Below are 19,326 nucleotides of genomic sequence, written 5' to 3'. Positions count from 1 at the left end.
TGTGTTTCTTTCTTTTTGCTGAATACAAAAAGACTCCTTTCACCTAGAAGGAGCCACCATTCTCTTATTTACGTATAGAAACGTCCAGTACTGATCCCGGACTGCTGCTGTAGATCTCGTTCAAAATGCTTAAATCTACTTCCCTGATAGGTAAGCATTCCCTGATCTCTTTCGACCAAGGCTCCATAATCACTGCCTCCAACCAACAGTTCAATACGTTCTCCGTTATCCAGTTCAAAGGTCACGTAATAATGAGTTGAAGCTCTGCTATTTCCTCCTCCTCTTACCTGCGTCCGTTTCGCCACGATTGTGGAATGTAATGTGAGCAATGCAGCAGCATTGTTGGCAGACCAGGTGCGTAAGTTAGAAATGATCACATAAGCAATAATTCCCGCAATTCCCACAAACACCACACCAAACATGATTGGTATCCATGCGCTCAGCATCTCGAATGAGCCAAATCCTGAAAAGAAACCGCCTTGACTGCCCTCAAATCCTGGTACACCATTCATGTCGCCAAAGACACCGAACCCATCCATAGTTAATGCACCAGAGATGAACATTTACGTTGTAAACTCATTCATCATCGTTCCTTTCGCTAGAAATGAGATGCACCGCCTCCAATTTCAAGGAGACGGTGCATGTAATTAATCTACTTACCTTGTCCGTCCATATACTATATGACTCTAGTTAGGAATACAGACGTTCGAGTTCATCGACCAGACTGCCAACATAAGCTACAGCCGAGCGAATGGGTTCTGGCCCGGACATATCCACACCAGCAAGCTTCATTAATTCCTGCGGATCAAGGCTTCCACCCGACTTAAGTGCTTCGAGCCAGCGATCCACTGCCGGTTGTCCTTCTTCACGTATACGTACAGCGGCGGCAGTGGATGCAGTTAGGCCAGCCGCATAGGTGTATGGATATAATCCCATGTAATAATGAGGTTGTCTCATCCAGGTCAACTTCGCACCTTCGTCAATGACCAGTTCCGGCCCCCAGAACTCGGAGAGAATATCACCTTTGAGCTGGCTCAAGGTTTGGGCTGTAATCGGTTGATCCTTGGTTGCCAGAGCGTAGACACGACGCTGCAGTTCACCTTCTAATAGATGCGTAACAAAGTTATGATAATACGTATTGAGAAGCTGTAAAATAACCCAGCGCCGCATTCTCGGATTATCGGATTTTTGAAGTAGATGGTCTGCGAGCAACATTTCATTCATTGTTGAAGGCGCTTCTATGAAATATAACGAGGGTCTGGTATTGGTCAGACTCTGGTAACGTCCAGCAAGCATGAAATGTCCAGCATGTCCCACTTCATGAGCAAGTGTAAATGCTCCGCGCATGTTATTTGCCCAAGAGATGAGAATATACGAGTGTGCACCGTAGATCGAGGAACAGAACGCTCCGGTCGATTTACCTGCATTATCCGCATAGTCCACCCAGCGATCATTGAATGCCCGCTCTACAATCTCACCATATTCTGGTCCAAGCACAGCAAGTGCTTCTTGAATTAACTTACATGCTTCTTCATAGGTTATCGCTGGACTGAATTCTGGATCAAGAGGAGCCTTCAGATCACAGAACATTAACTTGTCCAAACCGAGTTCTCTTTTCTTAAGCGCAGCAAGTCTTCGCATATGTGGTGCAAGTTCCTTCTGGATAATATCCAGCACGTTATTGTACATTTCTTTGCTCACTTGTTGTGAATTAAGGAGCATGTCCGTCACATCGTCATAACCCCTTAACCGGGACATCACGACCTGTTTTTTCACTTCTGCGGCATAACCTTCAGCGAACGTATTTTTGTAATCGTTCAGTTTGGCACTGAATGCCGCATAGGCTGAGCGACGTAGCTTCGTATCCGAAGACATTTCATAATTATTCTCATAAAAAGACCAAGACAATGGACGTTTGTTGTCTTCCTCATCGAGCGCATCATCAAACTTCATATCTGCTAGTTTACCTCGCAGATAGATCCGGTACGGTGAATCCAATACCTCTCCAAGTGAAGCAAGTACCTTCTCGGTTTCGGGAGATAAGCGATGTTTTTTGTCTTTAATTAATCGATTCAAACTGCGAGCATAATTCCGGAGACCTGGAAGCTCCTCTATATATCGTTCCACTGTACCTTCAGGAAGATCTGTAATCTCAGAATGAACAAAGGACAACGACGATGACAAATGAGAGAGGATGTCCCCTGCTTTCGCAGAATTTTCAATATTTACAGAATTCGTACTGTCTTCAGACTGCTTCAGTCGAGCATACGAAGCGGTCTTTACGATCCGTTCCTGAAGCGCTTCTAAGGCATCGAGACAAGCCAATAACTGTTCTGCACCTTCACCTAAGCGACCTTTGAATGTTTCGACATGTGCAGCCGCTTCAGGGAGAGATCTAAGCTCTGCTTCCCATTCTGCGTCGGTGGCAAATAAATCTTGCAAATTCCAGGTTGTTTCCTCCGCGACTTCAGCGCGTGTACGTATTTTTTCCATCGTTATTGTTCATCCTCCTAACATTTACAATATCTCTCATCCTATCATATTGAGAGCAAGTATACCTGACATCTCCTAAATTGAGACTTTTGATTCAAATTTTGTTCAATTTATAAAAGCAACATCTCGTCTCAGGCTATGTTCAGAACGTTAAAAAAATCGCAGGTTATGGAGTGTGTCCTATACGAATCCTGCGATTGAAGTAATTTCTATACTATTTTCTAACATAAATATATTCGATGTAAGTATTAAGCGATCCCAGATGATATTGCTTACGGAGGCAATTATGCCTTCCAGATGACATTCTCACCATAGTTCTTACCCCAGTTATACATCGCATGTAGTACCGGCATCAGACTCTGTCCATGATCTGTCAGGGTGTACTCCACACGTGGAGGTACCTCAGCGTATACTTTACGCTCAATTAATTGATCTTCCTCTAGTTCACGCAGCTGGTTAGTCAGCATTTTCTGCGTAATATGAGGGATCAGTCGTTTCAACTCACTGAATCGTTTAGTACCTTCCAATCCTAAGTGCCATAGAATGATCAATTTCCATTTGCCGCCAATAACAGCTAGCGTTAGTTCCTTCTCACAATTGATCTCTTTCAGGTTAATCCGTTCCTTGACTTCGGATGCCATTCACCGAGCCCCCTATCTCCAAATCGTATATCGCGAACAACACCTATCATATGCACAATGCACACAAGTAAGCTCGTCGTTTCATACATCATAATAAGTACATTCTGTAAAATGAAGCTTGTTATTAATTCTACTACAGCAGGGGCAAGAAGCAAAGTCAGACGAAAAATTAGACTGCTGGTTCACTTCCATGGAAAAAGACCGGAGCCTTTGCATTCAAAGGTTTCCGGTCTTCCATCGATCTATTTATTGCATTTCATCGAACACGATGACAAATCTACTATTCAAGGTTAGCGTGGCGTCCAAACATGTCTGCTCCGGTCATACTCTTCATTTCCATCAACGTAAGAACCAGTGCATCCATGCCTAGTAACAATCCCTGTTCAAACAAGGAACCCATTGGCTGAATCGTAACTGCCGCTCCAGCAGTGGCGGTATCCTCTTTGGCTGAAGCCGGGATGCGTACTACTGAATCTGCAATTTGTCCAATTGTAGACTCTGGTTTAATGGTAATGAGACCGACAGGTGCTCCAGCTTTGTTAGCCTTTTGAGCCATCGCTGCTAGACTGCCTGTCTCCCCTGATCCTGAGCATAACAGCAGGAAATCCTTCGGACTAATACCCGGTGTAACGGTCTCGCCTACCACATAGACCCGAAGACCCATTTGCATCAATCTCATGGCAAAAGCTTTACCCATCAGACCAGATCTACCTGCACCTGCGACAAAGATCTGTTCAGCGGCCAGAATATGCTCAGCCATCGTCTGCATTTCTGCATCGTCGATCTGGCTCAGTGTACGCTCCAGCTCCTTCAAGATATCTGCTGCGTATTGGTTTGTGCTCATATGCTTAGCCTTGGCGTACAAGACGTTGCATTTCAGATGCAACTGCTGCTTTGTCATCCTGACCTGTAATTCCGCCGCCAACGATTACGAGATCCGGTTGTGCTTTGATTACTTCTGGAAGCGTGTCGAGCTTAATTCCACCCGCTACAGCTGTTTTTGCATTTTTTACAGCACGTTTGATCGTTTGCAGATCTTCAAATGGGCTTTGTCCTGCTGCTTGTTGGTCATAACCTGTGTGTACACAGATGTAGTCAACGCCAAGCGCATCAATTTCACGTGCACGTTTTTCAAGGTCAGGTACGTTAATCATATCTACCAGAACTTGTTTGTTTTGTTTTTTAGCTTCTTCAACAGCACCTTTGATCGTCATGTCGTTGGTTGCACCAAGGACAGTTACCAGATCTGCACCTGCTTCAGCAGCTTTCATAATTTCGTAACCACCTGCGTCCATAATTTTCAGGTCAGCAAGAACTTGCAGGTTAGGGAAAGCTTCTTTCATTGCTTTAACCGCGTGCAATCCTTCGTTAATTACGATTGGTGTACCAATCTCAACGATGTCAATATATTGTTCAACTTCTTTAACAAGTGCGATACCATCAGGGATATTAACGAGATCCAGTGCGAGTTGTAATTTCATAATTTATTTCTCCTTTGTTGTTCAAATATGAGTATGGCGTACTTCCTGTAAAGTGACTCTAAATGTTTAACTTGCACCATTCCATCTGCTTCGATGCATGCAAAGTTTGGTTGTTGCTACTCATTTATTGTAGACCCTGACTATCCATTCTGGAAGTACGCACTTTGAAGTGAGGTAGTTACTTGCACGATACTATTGATAAAGTTACGTTGTTATAAGAACTTCATTTGATATCTCTATTTAATGCTTAGGTCAAAAAAACACAAAAGAGATCACCCCTCTCTTAGAAAGGAAGTGATCTCTTAGACAATCCTTTAATAAGGCAATACGTTTGATCAATAGATCATACAATTACCTATTGCAGGATGAACAGCTTACAGATATACAGGCTTCACACATACCGGCTTGGATACACCTGTGCTGTGTCCTGTGTATTTCAAACGTCCGCTTTCTTGATCTACAGTGAACGTTACAATGTTGTTTGTGTCACGGTTAGCTGCAATCAGCAATTTGCCGTTTGGAGTCAACGCGAAATGACGTGGGTGTTCACCCTCTGCCGATACGTGCTCCACCAGTTTCAGATGTCCAGCATCAGCATCCACAGCATACACAACGATGCTGTCATGACCACGGTTGGAACCATAGACGAAACGTCCATCGTTAGAAACCGTAATCTCAGCTGTTGTATTCTCCTTACCGTCATAACCATCTGGAAGTGTAGACACCGTAGATACTTCTGTCAACGTACCCGCAGCAGCATCATAACGGAAAGAAGTAATTGAAGAATCCACCTCATTGATTACATAAGCGAATTGACCATTTGGATGAAACGCCAAATGACGTGGGCCTGCACCCGCGTGAGTTTTCGTTTCACTGTGCAGTACCAATTCATTCTTGTCTGCATCAATGGAATAGATTGCAATTTTATCTGCACCGAGATCTTGTACCATCATATATTTGCCATCAGGGCTGAAGAATGCGGAGTGTACATGTGGTTTGTCTTGACGTTCAGGGTGTGCGCCTTGACCTTCATGTTTCTTCTCATCCAATAGCTCACCGATTTCGCCGTTATCCGTAACAGCTTGCAGACCAACCAATCCACCGTGGTAACTCGACAGAATCAAGTATCGTCCGGATGGGTCGCGCTGGATATGACAAGGAGGAGCGGAAATGGAGTTTTTGCGGTTCAGCAAGGACAATTTGCCTGTTGCAGGATCGATACTCAGTGCTACCGCTTCAGACATTTTGTTGCCTTCAGCAGAAGTTGCTTCACCAATCGCATACAGCTTGTTGCCTTCTGCATCAACGTTAACAAACGTTGGGTTTTTCACCCCGGAGATGCCGTCTAGCTTCGCCAGACTTCCTGTATCCTCATTCAATTCATATGCATAAATGCCCTCGTTCTCAGCTTCGGCATAAGAGCCAGTCAGTACGATCAAGCGTTTAGATTCACTCATTATAGTTTCCTCCTCTATGTGTATGTAATCTTGTTGCACCTCTTCTATAATAAATCTGTCATATCAAAATAGCAATCCACCCTCTCTCCATACACTGGAGACAAGCCATATTACAGTACCCACATTCCATGGATTATAGCCAATCCATTCATCCTAAGATGCATTTCTGATATGATGAGTGAGGTTTGACATCTAGAAAGGACTGAACAACGTTGCTGCATTCATTTATGTTGACGCTATATCACGTATTTCTCCCGATCTCACTTCCTGTTATTGCAGGTCTTCTACTCAAACGATTCAAGAATTGGGACACAAGGCCACTATCCACCTTTTCCCTCTATATTTTGAGCCCAGCTCTTATCTTTGATACATTGCTTCACGCCGAAATTACATGGACAGACGTTACCAGCACCCTCTGGTTTTCAATTATTAATCTTATCGCACTCTGGCTCCTTGCCGAATTACTGAGCCGTGTCTTTAAGCTTGGGGCAAGCGAAAAAGCGGGACTTACCCTTGTCTCCACGTTTACGAACTGTGTGAATTACGGACTCCCGCTTGTACTGTTAGCCTTTGGCCAGCTTGGACTAGATAAGGCTTCGGTTTATGTGATTGGACAGATGATTATTGTAAATACGGTAGGTATCTTTTTTGCAGCACGATCTGAATTCACAGTCCAAAAGGCTATGTTGTCCGTCTTTCGTATGCCTTCGATCTATGCGGCAACCATCGCTATTTTCCTTCGTACATCCGATCTTCGATTGCCCGAAGCGTTAGATGGAGGCATCTCCCTGATTGCAACAGGATACGCTCCCGTTGTGCTCGCCATCCTTGGAGCCCAAATGCTGCGTCCACGTGGATCAACGGAACCATGGCCTTCGAACGTTCATCGCGCCTTTTGGACAGGTCTTGTTGTGCGCCTAGCCGCAGCACCCATACTGTCCTACTTCATCCTTCGTGCCCTTCAAGTTGAGGGAACATTATTCCGCGTTCTGCTGATCCTGTCATCTATGCCAACAGCAGTAAATGCAGTGATACTCGCAGAACAATTCAATGCCTCGCCTCAGTTTGTGTCGCGCTGCATTCTGTGGACAACCGTCGCTTCCATGGGCATACTGCCTATCATGATTGTGATGGTTTCCTAATTAGTACGGCAGTCGATGGAGATGACGCCGCTTGATGGCGTTTCTCCAATCGGCGTTCATACCGACGCTTTAGCGCCCTTACATAGAAGAACTTCACGACAAAATAAGAAATCAACCCCAGCGTTGCCCCAAAGATTGACATGCCTGCCAAAATATCAAGTCCACCTAACAATAGCTCGCTCAGAGCTGACCAATTCCCACGGAACAATTCCATCCATGCACTTTCATGCACAATCCCATTTCCCATGCTATGTGCCGGCAAGATCCAAGAACCAATCTGCTTCGCAAGCGGCATTAGAATGATAGGTAAGAATGTAAGCTTGCCAACAACATTCCCTACAATTGCGGCTGGTAAAGACCCACCTGATAGCCGAACAATCGGATAGAACACCAGATAAATTAGCGATGCAGTGGAAATAACGATCAGTTCCAATCCAAACCCTATGGCGAACCCCGTCGATACTTTGTGAGCACCACCTGGAGCACGTAACAATTTGAGAAAATTCAGCTTCATGGCACGTCCCAAACGTGCAAATCGGGTAGTCTTATTTTTCTGTATACTCATACTGAACTTCCCTTCATCTTACTCAAAATGACGGCTATTGCCGTCTATTCTTCTGTTGGTCACATCGGGCCAACACTTGCTTTAACAATTACGGGCTCCGTTTCAATGGTTACATTTCCTGCTACAGCTCTTGATATCATACAAGATTCCTCTGCCTTGTGAGCCAGACGCTCTGCCTTCACTTCATCAGACTCGCTGGCATCTGCTTGCAGTACAATTCTAGGTCGATGCACAATACGCTCATACGTAAAAATGTTATTCGTTACATCCACGGTTGCCTCTGATTCCAGAGTCAATTCATGAGGTGTAATATCAGAACGCTCTAACATCGCTGCCAGCGTAATAACGTAACAAGTAGCGGCCGCTCCGAGCAACATTTCATCTGGGTTCGTGCCTGTTCCCGGGCCACCCATCTCCTGTGGAATGGAGATAACGGATTTCAATCCGCCAGCATCAATATGTCCCTCACTGTTGCGTCCACCATTCCATACAGCCTTTAAGTGAAAAGGATGCTTCATTACACATTCATTCCTTTCATACTACGATAGTTATTGTCAACGATTAGACTCGTATTAATTCAATCATTTGTTCTTCTAGCATACTAACCTGCTCTGGATCCAAACCATGATCCGTGATTACTTTCGACACACTATCAATCTGTGCGACCCGAGTAAACGCCTGTACATTGAACTTGCTCGAATCTGCCAGCAAAATGACCTCATCCGCAATACTTATCATCTTTTGCTTCACCAGAGCCTGCAATTCATTCGATTCGCTAATTCCCTTGGTTAGATGCACACCTTTACATGATAAAAACACCTTGTCCACATGATATGCGTCCAAAGAACGCTCAGCCAGCGGCCCTACAAAGGACAGGGACTTTGAGGCTAATTGACCTCCTGTCGCAATCACGCGAATCTGTTCCTTATTGCTAAGCTCTGCCGCCACTTTAATCGAATTCGTAAGAACTGTAAGTGGGATATTCGGTAATCCTGCCGCCATATACCAAGCTGTCGTACTCGCATCGAGGGCAATTCGATCGCCAGACTCGACCAGTTTGACTGCTTCATCTGCGATTCTACGCTTCTCCTCGGCATGGGTTACAGCCCTCTCCGGATATGGAATCTCCGGCTGTCCCTCATCTTTGTATTTAATCGTGACCGCTCCACCGTGTGACCGCCTGAGTCTACCCGCCTGCTCCAGCTTGTCCAGATCTCGCCGTATCGTCTCTTCCGTTACACCGCAGCGCTCACTTAGCTCTGTAACGCGCATGCTCCCTTGTGCGTCCACCCATTCCACTATTTTCTCATACCGTTCCGCAACGAGCATATTCCTTCACTCCAAACCGTTGATTATCCAAGACTTTTCTGTTCATCCATCATACCACAGTGCCCTTCGAAGGAGAATTTCGAAACCATGTCAAAAAAGAGGGAGCCTCTGCTCCCCCTTAATCTTCATGTGTCCTGCATTACTGGACAGAATCAACTATGATCGATTCTAATGAAATCGGTCATTATTTGTCATCAGCCATTGGGAACCATCCCGGTGTATGAATAATAGCATTCCACAAGCCATCTGGAATGACTAGACGCTCCTGATCCGATTTGGTCAGAATGGTCTCAATATCTTCCTCACGACCACTTTCAATCTTCTCTACCCAATCCGGCTCGATAATCAGCTCACGTCCAATGGCAAGCAAAGGTACACCACTCTCGAGCGCTTCAGCTGCTTGATCTGCTGTATGGATTGAACCTACACCGATAACTGGCAATTTACCACCTACACGATCAAGGATAAACTCCATTCTAGAGCGTGTATCTGCTTCACCACGTCTTGGTTTAGACCAGAACTCGTTCAGGGATACGTGCAAATAATCTAAGTTTTTCTCTTTCAATGCATCGATCAGTGCATACGTCTCTTCCATTGTCAGACCCGGTGTTTCCGGTTCCTCTGGTGAGAAACGATAACCAACGATGAATGGTAGTTTGGTATGTTTTGCCACAACCTCTTGAACTTCATCAACCACCGCAAGTGGGAACGTCAGACGTTTTTCAACACTACCGCCCCAGCGGTCTTCACGGCGATTCGAATGTGGCGAGAAGAATTGTTGAATCAGATATCCGTTCGCACCATGAATTTCAACACCGTCGAATCCAGCTTCAATCGCGCGGCGTGTAGCTTCACCAAAATCCTTAATAATTGACGTAATCTCTTCATCGGATAGTTCTCTTGGTAATGGAGAGCCTGGACGCTCACTGGCAACTGCACTTGGAGCTACCACTTGACCTGCTGGAACAGCTTGTTCAGGAGTCAATCGACCTGCGTGGAAGATTTGCAATACGGCTTTGGAGCCTTGTTGTTTGATTGTATCTGCCAGACGTTTCAGTCCAGGAATGAAGCTGTCATCATAAGCTGCAAATTGTGCAGGGAAGCCGATACCGTTTGGTGTAACGTAGGTTACAGCTGTTACAGACATGCCGGCACCGCCGGTACGACGAGCATAATATTCAAGCTCCTCATCGGATACGGTGCCATCGGCGTTGGAAGACATATGTGTCATTGGTGCCAATACAATCCGGTTTTTGAGAGCAATGCCATTGGGTAGAGAGACTTGTTCAAACATTTTGTTGAATTTTGGATTCATTTTGGGTTTCCCTCCTGAATATAAATATCTCTTTTAATAGATATATGAATACGTATTTCTTTTTACTGTAATTATTATAGTTACTATTCGATTGCATTTCAACTTTTCTTTTCTCAGCAGAACGAGCACCCTCTCCATTAAACGGAAATTCAGTCTCTCAAACCCGAAAAAAGGCGGGAAGCATAGGACGTATCTCAAAACTCGCTGAAGCGCATCTTTCACCATATTTTGGCTCCCTGCTTCGTCATTTTCCCTTGACGCGCTCCGGCACGTCTTCAGAAAACTTCCTTGCTTGGAACGAAAATCCGGATAATTCTGCGTCCTTCGGAGTTATCAGGCACACCTTAGAGACTTTCCGCCTTTAATGGGCTCTATATTGGTTGAGTTGATTTAGTAGCTGCGCACATATGCTAGCTTCTGTTCTACCTCTTCTACGCATTCATAACAGTCATGTTCATCATTCGCAACCATTGGTGTCACTGGATACAGATGCATGTCTGAACTATTGTAAGATTTCAAGAGGGGTAGAAGCTGCGTTACACGAGTGTTCGCAGGATCTAGCCATGTATCAATCTCCGTTCCCGACAAGATCGCAGGCATCTTGCTGCCAAACTCCCGGGTAACCATGTTGGCTCCCGTCATTAGCATCGTGCAGGTACGAAGCGGTTGTTTTCGAGTGTCTTTCCAAATCTCATATAATCCGGCAATTCCGAACAAACCACGATCCGGCATAACTACACGAACAGCAAAGCTTTTTTTGCCTTCTTGACGCCAGTAATAGAGACCGTTGCATGGAATAACGCACCGCTTCGTTTCCACCAGTTTGTAATACGAAGGATTATCATGCACAGTCATCAGGTTCGCATTCACCGCATCACGTCCCCAAAATGGAATGAACCCCCAACGAAACTCATCCAATACACGCTCCCCATCCTGATGAAGAATGATTGGCGTATGCTGGGTAGGACTGATATTATAACGGTTTTTGTAATAATACATCACTCGCTGTATTTTGAAATGATCTCTAACCTCATCTAAATCTGCTGCCAACGAAAATCGGTTGCACATGCTCAAGGCACTTCCTTTCCCTCTCTAAGTTGTTTGTATTGTTTGTATTCGGAGGGAAATTATGCATGTATAACTGTACAAAATACTCGTCTTATTTCATACTTCTTCTTGAACTTCTAGCTTACATTGATTGTTAATAATCACGGATTCGGTGTCCCTCAACATGTTTGTGAGCCTGTTATGATTCGACAGTAATCCAGATACTTAGACGAAATAAGCTTAATTTTAATGAAAAAAGGAGAGATTTATCCTTTAAAACAATGACTTGAGACTCATTTCAATAGCTGAATTCCCTGTTACTCTAATAGAGTAAAATAATACATTTATTGGAGGTTTTAAGTATGAAAAGGAAAATTCTTATGAGCATCATGTTGTTCTCAGCCCTCGCGATGTTTGGCAGTACAATCTATGCCGCAACCTTCTTGAATTATGGCTATCCCAGCTCCACTATTCCTATTCGTCCTTATAATTACACCTCTACATGGCAAGCCCCGATGGACGCTTCTATCACCAACTGGAACAACGCAGGTGCCAAAGTGCAGTTCACCAAATCAAACAATTCCCCTAATACCATCACCGCTGGAAACTTCAATAACACTGCTTATGGTGTCAATTATGCTTCTGTATCAGGTAGTCAAGTCGTAAGCTTCCGCATTGAACTCAACGCTTCTACCATATCAGCAGACGCAACCAACTTATCTAACTTCATTCAGAGTGTGTTCGTGCACGAACTAGGTCACTCCGTTTGGCTTGGAGATAACCCCACTACGTCTAGCCCTTCCATCATGTCCTACACCCGTAATCGCAATTCTATGACCAAGCCGCAGACTTTTGATATCAACAATGTTAGATCCAGATACTAACGCCTCGTTCTAATACCTCTCTCTACTAAACCTATTCCAAGGAGGAACGATATCCATGAGAAAAATCCAAATATTAACCCTGTTTGCCTCTTCAATCTTCATTCTGTCCACACTAGGTTGCTCTTCTGTCACGACCCAAACGGCATCAACGCCTCAGGCTCCGATCACTCTAATTGCTTCTGAAGACTTTCCCAACTATTCAAGCATCAACGACCTCTCTGATCGAGCGGATACCATTATTAAGGGTAATGTGATCCAAACGCGTGTAGAAGCATTGAATGATAGGGTACAAGCTTCCGAAGCTGATCAGGAGAATACCCAAGAGGTTACGTTAGATGCTGGAAATGCAGAGCTTGCTTTTGACAAAATCTACACCATTCATACGATTCAAGTTGCCGAATCCTACAAAGGTGCATTCGTAGCAGGGGATACGCTTGAAGTTAAACAACTGGGAGGACAACTGAATAACACTGAGATTATCAATGATGACCACGTCTCACTGATTCCTACGAAGGATTATGTGCTCTTCCTTGAAACCTACGAAGACACACCCGCCAGTCTCCTCAACTCCATTCAAAGTCTGTATGTGATCAAACCGGCGAGCAAATCCAGCCAGTCTACAGAGCAACAAACGACATCTCCAGTGATTGTCAGTGCCAATCCCGAAAATGACCTTACATTAAGTCTCGATCAATTGAACCAAATTCAAAGTGAAGAACAGAGCAAATAACTGCAGGCTTGCAAGCGCTAAGTCCTGCCCAATGTTCTTTTACGGCGGATACTTTCTCTCGCACACACGATAAGTCTTACATATAACAAAAATGTGCTGCACCGGAGAAAACGGAGCAGCACGTTTTTTACATGGAATACGTAAGCTGAATAATTTATATTCATGTGATTATTATTGTGTATTGAGATCAATGATCCATTCAGCCAGATCTTGTGTCTGCTTCAGCAGAGCAATCGGATCACGGAACCAAGACTCTTCCTCAGTCCACAAATACACACGTCCATTCTGAACAGCAGGCAATGAGCCCCACACCGGATCTGCTTGAAGCTCCTCAAGCTGCGCTTTGCTAGTCAAAATGAGATAATCTCCTGCGTATTTAGAGAGCAATTCAATGGAGAATTCATGATATGCACCCTCCATTAACTCGGCAGGTACTACTGCAGGTGCTTGTAGGCCGAGCAACTCATAAATGTTACGTCCTCCACGTCCCGACTGATTACCAAATATAAATACCTGCCGATCATATTCCTGCATGACCGAGAACGTTGTATCGGCTGGTACAACATCATTGACCTTTTGCTTAATTTGAGCAATCTCTTCATCAAAGTTAGCCAGCCATTCCTGGGCTTCTGCCTCTTTGCCAAGCACTTCGCCGAAATAATTCACCTCATCCTTAAGTGCTGGGAAGGTAATCGACGCAATCGAGACAGTTGGTGCAATCTGACTGTATTTTTCATAAGCTGCTTTGTCGGGATTCAATGTGATAATGAGATCTGGCTCCAGTTCCATTAATTGCTCAACGGAGTCTCCAATGACTTCAATACCATCCAAATGGCTCTCTAGATACGGACTATTCATCAGAAATTGCCCTCCACCAACGGGCTTCACACCAAGAGCAAGTACTGTTCCCAAATAATCTATGGCGGCAACTCGCTGCGGATGTGCAGGAATTTCTACATCCCCAAATGCCGTTTTCACGGTTTTCATCTCTACAACAGCAGGCTGTTCGACATCTTCAGCCGCTGCATCAGACAATACGGCGCTCTGCGTGGCTGTGCCACAAGCACTCAATGTGAAGATCAGCACAAGTGACATCAGTGCTGCTTTAAGATTGTTAAACATTTCCGCTTCCTCATCTCCATTAAATTGATAATGATTATCATCATCAACTAAAGGATAACGTCCTAGCTGCCCGCTTACAATGGACTTATTTGCTGCGTTTTTTGTGTTTTTCGAAACCCAATTTGATTGTTTATGATGCTCAATACGAAACTTACCCGGTGTTGTTCCCATTTCCTTCTTGAAAGCTCTGTTGAAGTAAAAGGGATCTGGGTAGCCAACATAGGCAGCAATCTCATTTAAAGTCGCTTCTGTTGAGATAAGTAAGTTCCGCGCTTCGTTCATTCTCATCTGAATGATGTATTCCGTAGGTGTAACCCCTGTCTGTTCTTTGAACTTACGAGATAGATACTGCGGGCTATAATTCAATGACTCTGCCAGCGTATCCAGCGAGAGCTGTTCTCGAAAATGCCTCGAGATATAACGCAAAACCTGTTCAGTCAGTGAAGGAAGCTGTTCGTTGCCTTGTCTCTCTGCCTTCTGCCGGGACACAAGTTGAACCAATTGAAAAAAGTACCCTTTGATTTGCAGTTTGCCCAGGTGATCCTGTTCATTCCAGCAGCGATGAATATGTTGAGAGAGCTCCCGTAGCTCCAGTGGATGTTCCGGTTCCTCTGCCCAGTTCTGCTCAAAAGGATTACTGTTAAGCAGCATCATATGGTACTCTCGCAGCACATTAGATGGTAATGTTGCTTTGTAAAAAATGAAATAAACTTCAATGGCCTCTGTAGCCTCAATCGTCAAGTATCGGCCTTTGCCTCCATGTAATAGTAAAAATCGGTTCGAAGACCACACCTCATGGTTCAACCACAGTTGTCCCCGCCCACTTATAAATATAAACGTACTTGTAGGTAGTACATATCGTCGCATCTGTTCGTTCTTCTGGATCATCGTGAAACGTACATCTAGAACACGTACCTGAACTTGATCCCATAATTGAATATGATCATGCACACTCATGTTGTTTTCCTTTCCCCTATCTTTCTATAGATCACTCTAACCTAGCTACATCACATCCAAATGATAATAATTATCAATGATAACGAATTTGCACCACAAATTGAAGCACAAGTTGAACATTCGTTACTCCTTTGAGGAAGAAATAAATCTGATATAAAGTAAAAAAGACCGTTGCTCCCCCCCGCAAAGGGAGAGTCAACAGCCTTGTAATCATCAGGTCACTTCTTAATTCAGAACATGTGAATTATAACGTAATAAAATCAGCCATCGAACGAACCTGAATGGTACCCGCAGACGATACTGCACTTGAATCTTGTAGTCCGGCTCTTGATGTAAACTTCACCTTAACAGGGATACCTGGAATGAGATCGAAGAAATTATCCGAGAAAACGCCTTCTGCTTCTGTCGAGATCCATACTTGTTTAGCAAGAACATCACTTTCAAGTACGAGATACACTGTATCGTTCTCCTTAACTTCTTTTACCTGAATCTCAGCCTGCTTCAGGCCGATATCCTTCGACGGAGCAAAATAGTGCTCTTGCACAATATCCGCCTGTCCTTCTTGCTTCAGATCAAGTCGTAGTAACGTTGTCGCTGGACTATGCCCTTGTAACCATTCTGCTTGATTGAGCGAAAGCACCTGTTGGCCGGAATTCGGCGCAAGCGTTACCTCATGCTCTTCTTCACGATGCACAGTTCCATCAAATCCGATGAGCCGTAGTTGCAATGTTCCTTCCACAGCCTTTAATTGATCAGAGATTAGGTAGATATCCGTTGTATCTTCCTTGGTACCATCTACTGAAATCAGTACATCACTGAAGCTGCGTTTAGCGTAGTACTGCAATGCTTTCCAACGACCGAGATAGTCCATACCTGCCCATGAAGCTACAGGCCAACAATCATTCATTTGCCAGTAGAGCGTGCCCATACAGTACGGTTTGCGGCGACGATGCGCTTCAATAGCTGTCTTCATCGCTTCTGCTTGAAGAACTTGACTCATGTACAGGAAGGAAGGGAAATCCTTCGGTTCGTGCATGTACATATCCATGTATTGTTTGATCAGACGATTGCCTGCTCCGTTCTTCTGGTGAGCCAGCATCACTTCGGATTCAAGCGCCAGATCCTGTTCCTCGGCATAAGTACGCACTGATTTATATTCAGGGAAGGATTGGAATCCATATTCACTCATGAAGCGGCCAACGTGAACGTTATAGTTCTCAAATGGTTCAACACTATGCCATACGCCCCAGTAATGGATGTCTCCTTCGGATGTAGAAGGATGAGCATGTTGTTTCTCGTCATCTGTTAGAGATACAAGCGGTGAAGATGGCCAATAATCAATACCAGGTGCATAGGCTTCCACTACTTCTGGCAATAGATCATGGAAAACGGCTTTGTAATCTGCCCAGATGCTCTCGCGTTGCTCTGTATTGAAGTCTTTCTTCCAGCCCCAGCCACCATTCTCATTGAAGTGAGCCCACGCTGAATCTATCTCATTGTTACCACACCATAATGCGATACTAGGGTGATTACGCAGACGTTTAACGTTATCTATAGCTTCGTGTCTCACACTATTTAGGAACGCTTCATCTCCAGGGTACATACTGCACGCGAACATGAAGTCCTGCCATACCAACAGACCGTATTCATCACACAAATCGTAGAATACATCCTCTTCGTAGATGCCTCCGCCCCATACTCTTAACATATTCATATTGGACTCCGCAGCGGAGACAATTTCATGGCGATAACGCTCAGCCGTAATTTCGGTAATGAAACTGTCGTTCGGAATATGGTTAGCTCCTTTGGCAAAAACCGCCACGCCGTTCAACTCAAAATAAAAGGACGCTCCAACCTCATCTTTGTCACGAACCAAACGAATTGAACGAATACCCGTCTTAACCGTTGATTCCGCCAATACACGCTCTCCAGCAAGCACCTCTGTCACAAAAGAATACAAATGTGCTTCACCAAGTCCGCGGCTCCACCATAACTTCGGTTGATCCATCGTAACAGGAACTTCTACGGTCTGTAGGCCTGACTTTAACGTTACAGCCTGTTCCCAGACCTGACCATCTGTACTGATCCGAATGACGGTATCACCCGCATGGTCTGCATCAATCTCTACCACAGCGGTTAATGAAGCGACCGACGCGCTCACTTCCTGTTGCTGGATAAATACATCATTAATTCGCACCTCAGACCAGCCTTCCAACCGCGCCTCACGCCAGATGCCACTTGTTACGAACCGTGGACCCCAATCCCATCCATAGTGATATGGAGCCTTCCGGGCAAAAATACTCACCTTTTTGTCTCCGAGTTCGCCTACATCGGATTGATCATTTGCTGCAGGCAGTGCGTATCCAAGCTTCTCAAGCTTAGGCAGGTCTTCTTGAATCGGAGAACGGAAACGAATTCTAAGTACATTATCTTGCGCTTTGACAACCGCTTTCACATCAACGTTCCATACACGAAACATATTGTCAGCAGACAACACATGTTGATCATTCACATACACATCGGCATAGGTGTCTAGTCCATCGAATACAAGCTCCAGATGCTCCTGTGCAAATAACTTCTCTTGAACATCAAATTTCGTTTGGTATTCCCAATCTTTCTTATCAATCCATTGAACCTCTTTCTCATTCGTTCCATAGAACGGATCTGGAATCTTCCCCAGCTTCAGCAAATCCGTATGTACACAGCCCGGTACCTGTGCGGGTAACCATTCTTGATCCTCGCATGCCTTAAACGTCCAGTTCTGAAAAACCTGTGATTGTATCGTACTCATCATGGCCTCCGTTATGAATAAATTTTTTTTGCAAACATTAGAAAAAACATTTTGTTAGGTTTTGTTATTTTAAAATGAATAACTTACAAAACAAAAATAACATGACAACCTCAGAATAGTCAACAGTCGTTTTGTGATTGGTCTACATTAGGTTTATTCAGGCAAACAAAAAAAAGACATTAGGCTGCAACATGCCCATGTCTTTGTGGAAATTCTGGTCATTTATGCTGTGGAGCCTATGCGCTTATTCTACAGCAGTTTCGTCTGATGCATATCACGTACAACTAACTCTGAGTATATTAACTTGCGCTCAAAAGGCTGATCGGGGTGTTCAATTCGCCACAATAAATGATCAACCGCTCTCTTGCCAAGATGCTCTTTATCAATATGGATGGAAGCCATGATCGGCTCCTCAGCCCTTGTATTGTCGAAGCCAGTAACAGAGCATCGTTCTGGGACATCAATCCCTTTATTCTTAAGGGCACGTAGCACGACCACAGCTGTAAAATCATTGGCACAGACAAAGACCTCGGGAAGATCTTCAATCTCCATTTCTTCAATTGCTTTGCGAATATGTTCATTGTTTGGCCCAAGTAGTCCAGGCTGCTGATTGGATTGAATCTGCATCTCTTCCAGCACGGAACGATAGCCAAACCAGCGCTCTCTGAAACTCGCTGCATCAGGCAGCTCGCCGGCAAACTGAAAGTGTCTGTACCCTTTGCCAATCAGCATAAGCACAAGTTCCCTCATACATTTGACATTATCTGTGAACACAGTGTCTGCATGAACCGCCGGTTCCTCATGATCCACCATCACAAGCGGAATTCGCAACCGATAGATTTCCAGTAATACAGAAGTAGAAATTGCACCCACCGTGATAATTCCCCTGATCGCTTCTGGATTCAGTACAGAGAACATCCGATCTGATGAAGGTTCCGTTAGGGTTAATATGTCTAACCCCTTCTCATTCAAGCGCGCTGAAATACCCTCGAAAACGGGTCCCCAGTAGAGGGAAGAGCGATTCTGTGATCGAATATTAGGGAACAGCACCAAAATGGTTCCTGTGTTATCTGCAATATGATCCTGCTCCACTGCCTGTTCTGTCGGATAACGTTTCGGTTCAGCCTTGAAGTAACCTAACTGAGCTGCCGTCTTTATAATCATCTCCCGTGTATACTCACTTACCCCCGGCTTACCTGTTAGAGCACGAGAGACAGCAAACTTCGATACGCCGGCAGCATCGGCGATTTGCTGCATCGTTACCTTTTTAGCCATACGACTCACCCGTTTTCCCTTATTTTCATCCAGTGTAGCACAAAAACTAGGATTCAACAAAACAAGTTATTGTTTTGTTTGGTTGTTATGGCAATTT

17 protein-coding genes are annotated in these 19,326 nt (G+C 44.6%); 3 read left to right on the top strand and 14 right to left on the bottom strand.

All coding sequences use genetic code 11. The annotated features are described in order from the left end of the window. Positions 1-68: 68 nt before the first annotated feature. The 6 genes from ASD24_RS23325 to ASD24_RS23300 form a co-directional block, all read right to left on the bottom strand. Positions 69-539 (bottom strand): DUF2500 domain-containing protein, encoded by a 471-nt coding sequence (locus tag ASD24_RS23325; protein ID WP_235540765.1) that lies wholly within the window; start codon positions 537-539, stop codon positions 69-71. A 151-nt stretch (positions 540-690) separates the two neighbouring features. Then, positions 691-2,493: an oligoendopeptidase F gene (gene pepF / locus ASD24_RS23320; protein ID WP_056701027.1), complete on the bottom strand. Its 1,803-nt coding sequence runs from the start codon at positions 2,491-2,493 to the stop codon at positions 691-693. A gap of 284 nt (positions 2,494-2,777) precedes the next feature. Further along, positions 2,778-3,134, bottom strand: coding sequence for a winged helix-turn-helix transcriptional regulator (locus ASD24_RS23315; RefSeq protein WP_056701025.1), 357 nt, complete (start codon positions 3,132-3,134; stop codon positions 2,778-2,780). 280 nt (positions 3,135-3,414) lie between these two features. Next, positions 3,415-3,978, bottom strand: coding sequence for a 6-phospho-3-hexuloisomerase (hxlB, locus tag ASD24_RS23310; RefSeq protein WP_056701179.1), 564 nt, complete (start codon positions 3,976-3,978; stop codon positions 3,415-3,417). A gap of 4 nt (positions 3,979-3,982) precedes the next feature. Continuing rightward, positions 3,983-4,615: a 3-hexulose-6-phosphate synthase gene (gene hxlA, locus ASD24_RS23305; protein WP_056701023.1), complete on the bottom strand. Its 633-nt coding sequence runs from the start codon at positions 4,613-4,615 to the stop codon at positions 3,983-3,985. Positions 4,616-4,989: 374 nt separating this feature from the next. After that, the gene (locus ASD24_RS23300) at positions 4,990-6,072 is read right to left on the bottom strand and encodes a lactonase family protein (protein ID WP_056701021.1); all 1,083 of its coding nucleotides are present in this window, start codon (positions 6,070-6,072) and stop codon (positions 4,990-4,992) included. Between the two features lie 212 nt (positions 6,073-6,284). Here ASD24_RS23300 and ASD24_RS23295 point away from each other — a divergent pair, with 212 nt between their 5' ends. Next, positions 6,285-7,214: an AEC family transporter gene (locus ASD24_RS23295; protein ID WP_056701020.1), complete on the top strand. Its 930-nt coding sequence runs from the start codon at positions 6,285-6,287 to the stop codon at positions 7,212-7,214. On the opposite strand, the gene ASD24_RS23290 is transcribed toward ASD24_RS23295, so the two are convergent. The 5 genes from ASD24_RS23290 to ASD24_RS23270 all read right to left on the bottom strand — a co-directional run bounded on the left by ASD24_RS23290 (position 7,192) and on the right by ASD24_RS23270 (position 11,491). Continuing rightward, positions 7,192-7,779: a DUF2062 domain-containing protein gene (locus ASD24_RS23290; RefSeq protein ID WP_056701018.1), complete on the bottom strand. Its 588-nt coding sequence runs from the start codon at positions 7,777-7,779 to the stop codon at positions 7,192-7,194. The genes ASD24_RS23295 and ASD24_RS23290 overlap by 23 nt on opposite strands. A 59-nt stretch (positions 7,780-7,838) precedes the next feature. Beyond that, positions 7,839-8,297 (bottom strand): OsmC family protein, encoded by a 459-nt coding sequence (locus ASD24_RS23285; protein ID WP_056701017.1) that lies wholly within the window; start codon positions 8,295-8,297, stop codon positions 7,839-7,841. 43 nt (positions 8,298-8,340) lie between these two features. Continuing rightward, positions 8,341-9,108 carry a DeoR/GlpR family DNA-binding transcription regulator gene (locus ASD24_RS23280; RefSeq protein WP_056701015.1) on the bottom strand — a complete coding sequence of 256 codons (768 nt, stop codon included), beginning with the start codon at positions 9,106-9,108 and terminating at the stop codon, positions 8,341-8,343. Between the two features lie 184 nt (positions 9,109-9,292). Beyond that, a complete protein-coding gene (locus ASD24_RS23275; protein WP_056701013.1) occupies positions 9,293-10,423 on the bottom strand; it encodes an NADH-dependent flavin oxidoreductase in 1,131 nt (376 codons plus the stop codon). Positions 10,424-10,813: 390 nt separating this feature from the next. Further along, positions 10,814-11,491, bottom strand: a complete 678-nt coding sequence (locus ASD24_RS23270) for an SOS response-associated peptidase (RefSeq protein WP_056701012.1) — start codon at positions 11,489-11,491, stop codon at positions 10,814-10,816. Positions 11,492-11,832: 341 nt separating this feature from the next. Here ASD24_RS23270 and ASD24_RS23265 point away from each other — a divergent pair, with 341 nt between their 5' ends. Together ASD24_RS23265 and ASD24_RS23260 are read left to right on the top strand one after the other, a co-directional pair. After that, entirely contained in the window at positions 11,833-12,354 is a 522-nt protein-coding gene (locus tag ASD24_RS23265; protein ID WP_056701010.1) for a hypothetical protein, read from the top strand. A 55-nt stretch (positions 12,355-12,409) separates the two neighbouring features. Further along, positions 12,410-13,084, top strand: coding sequence for a hypothetical protein (locus ASD24_RS23260; protein WP_056701007.1), 675 nt, complete (start codon positions 12,410-12,412; stop codon positions 13,082-13,084). Positions 13,085-13,255: 171 nt separating this feature from the next. On the opposite strand, the gene ASD24_RS23255 is transcribed toward ASD24_RS23260, so the two are convergent. The 3 genes from ASD24_RS23255 to ASD24_RS23245 form a co-directional block, all read right to left on the bottom strand. Continuing rightward, on the bottom strand, positions 13,256-15,163 hold the full coding sequence (locus ASD24_RS23255; RefSeq protein ID WP_056701005.1) for an AraC family transcriptional regulator: 1,908 nt from the start codon (positions 15,161-15,163) through the stop codon (positions 13,256-13,258). A gap of 244 nt (positions 15,164-15,407) precedes the next feature. Continuing rightward, positions 15,408-17,954 (bottom strand): beta-mannosidase, encoded by a 2,547-nt coding sequence (locus ASD24_RS23250; protein ID WP_056701002.1) that lies wholly within the window; start codon positions 17,952-17,954, stop codon positions 15,408-15,410. Positions 17,955-18,203: 249 nt separating this feature from the next. Continuing rightward, positions 18,204-19,229 carry a substrate-binding domain-containing protein gene (locus ASD24_RS23245; protein WP_056701000.1) on the bottom strand — a complete coding sequence of 342 codons (1,026 nt, stop codon included), beginning with the start codon at positions 19,227-19,229 and terminating at the stop codon, positions 18,204-18,206. Between the last annotated feature and the right edge of the window lie 97 nt (positions 19,230-19,326).

It is taken from the genome of Paenibacillus sp. Root52 (assembly GCF_001426865.1).
GTDB lineage: Bacteria > Bacillota > Bacilli > Paenibacillales > Paenibacillaceae > Paenibacillus.
Note: the sequence above shows the minus strand (reverse complement) of the source record. Positions and strands in the feature narration are given on the sequence as shown.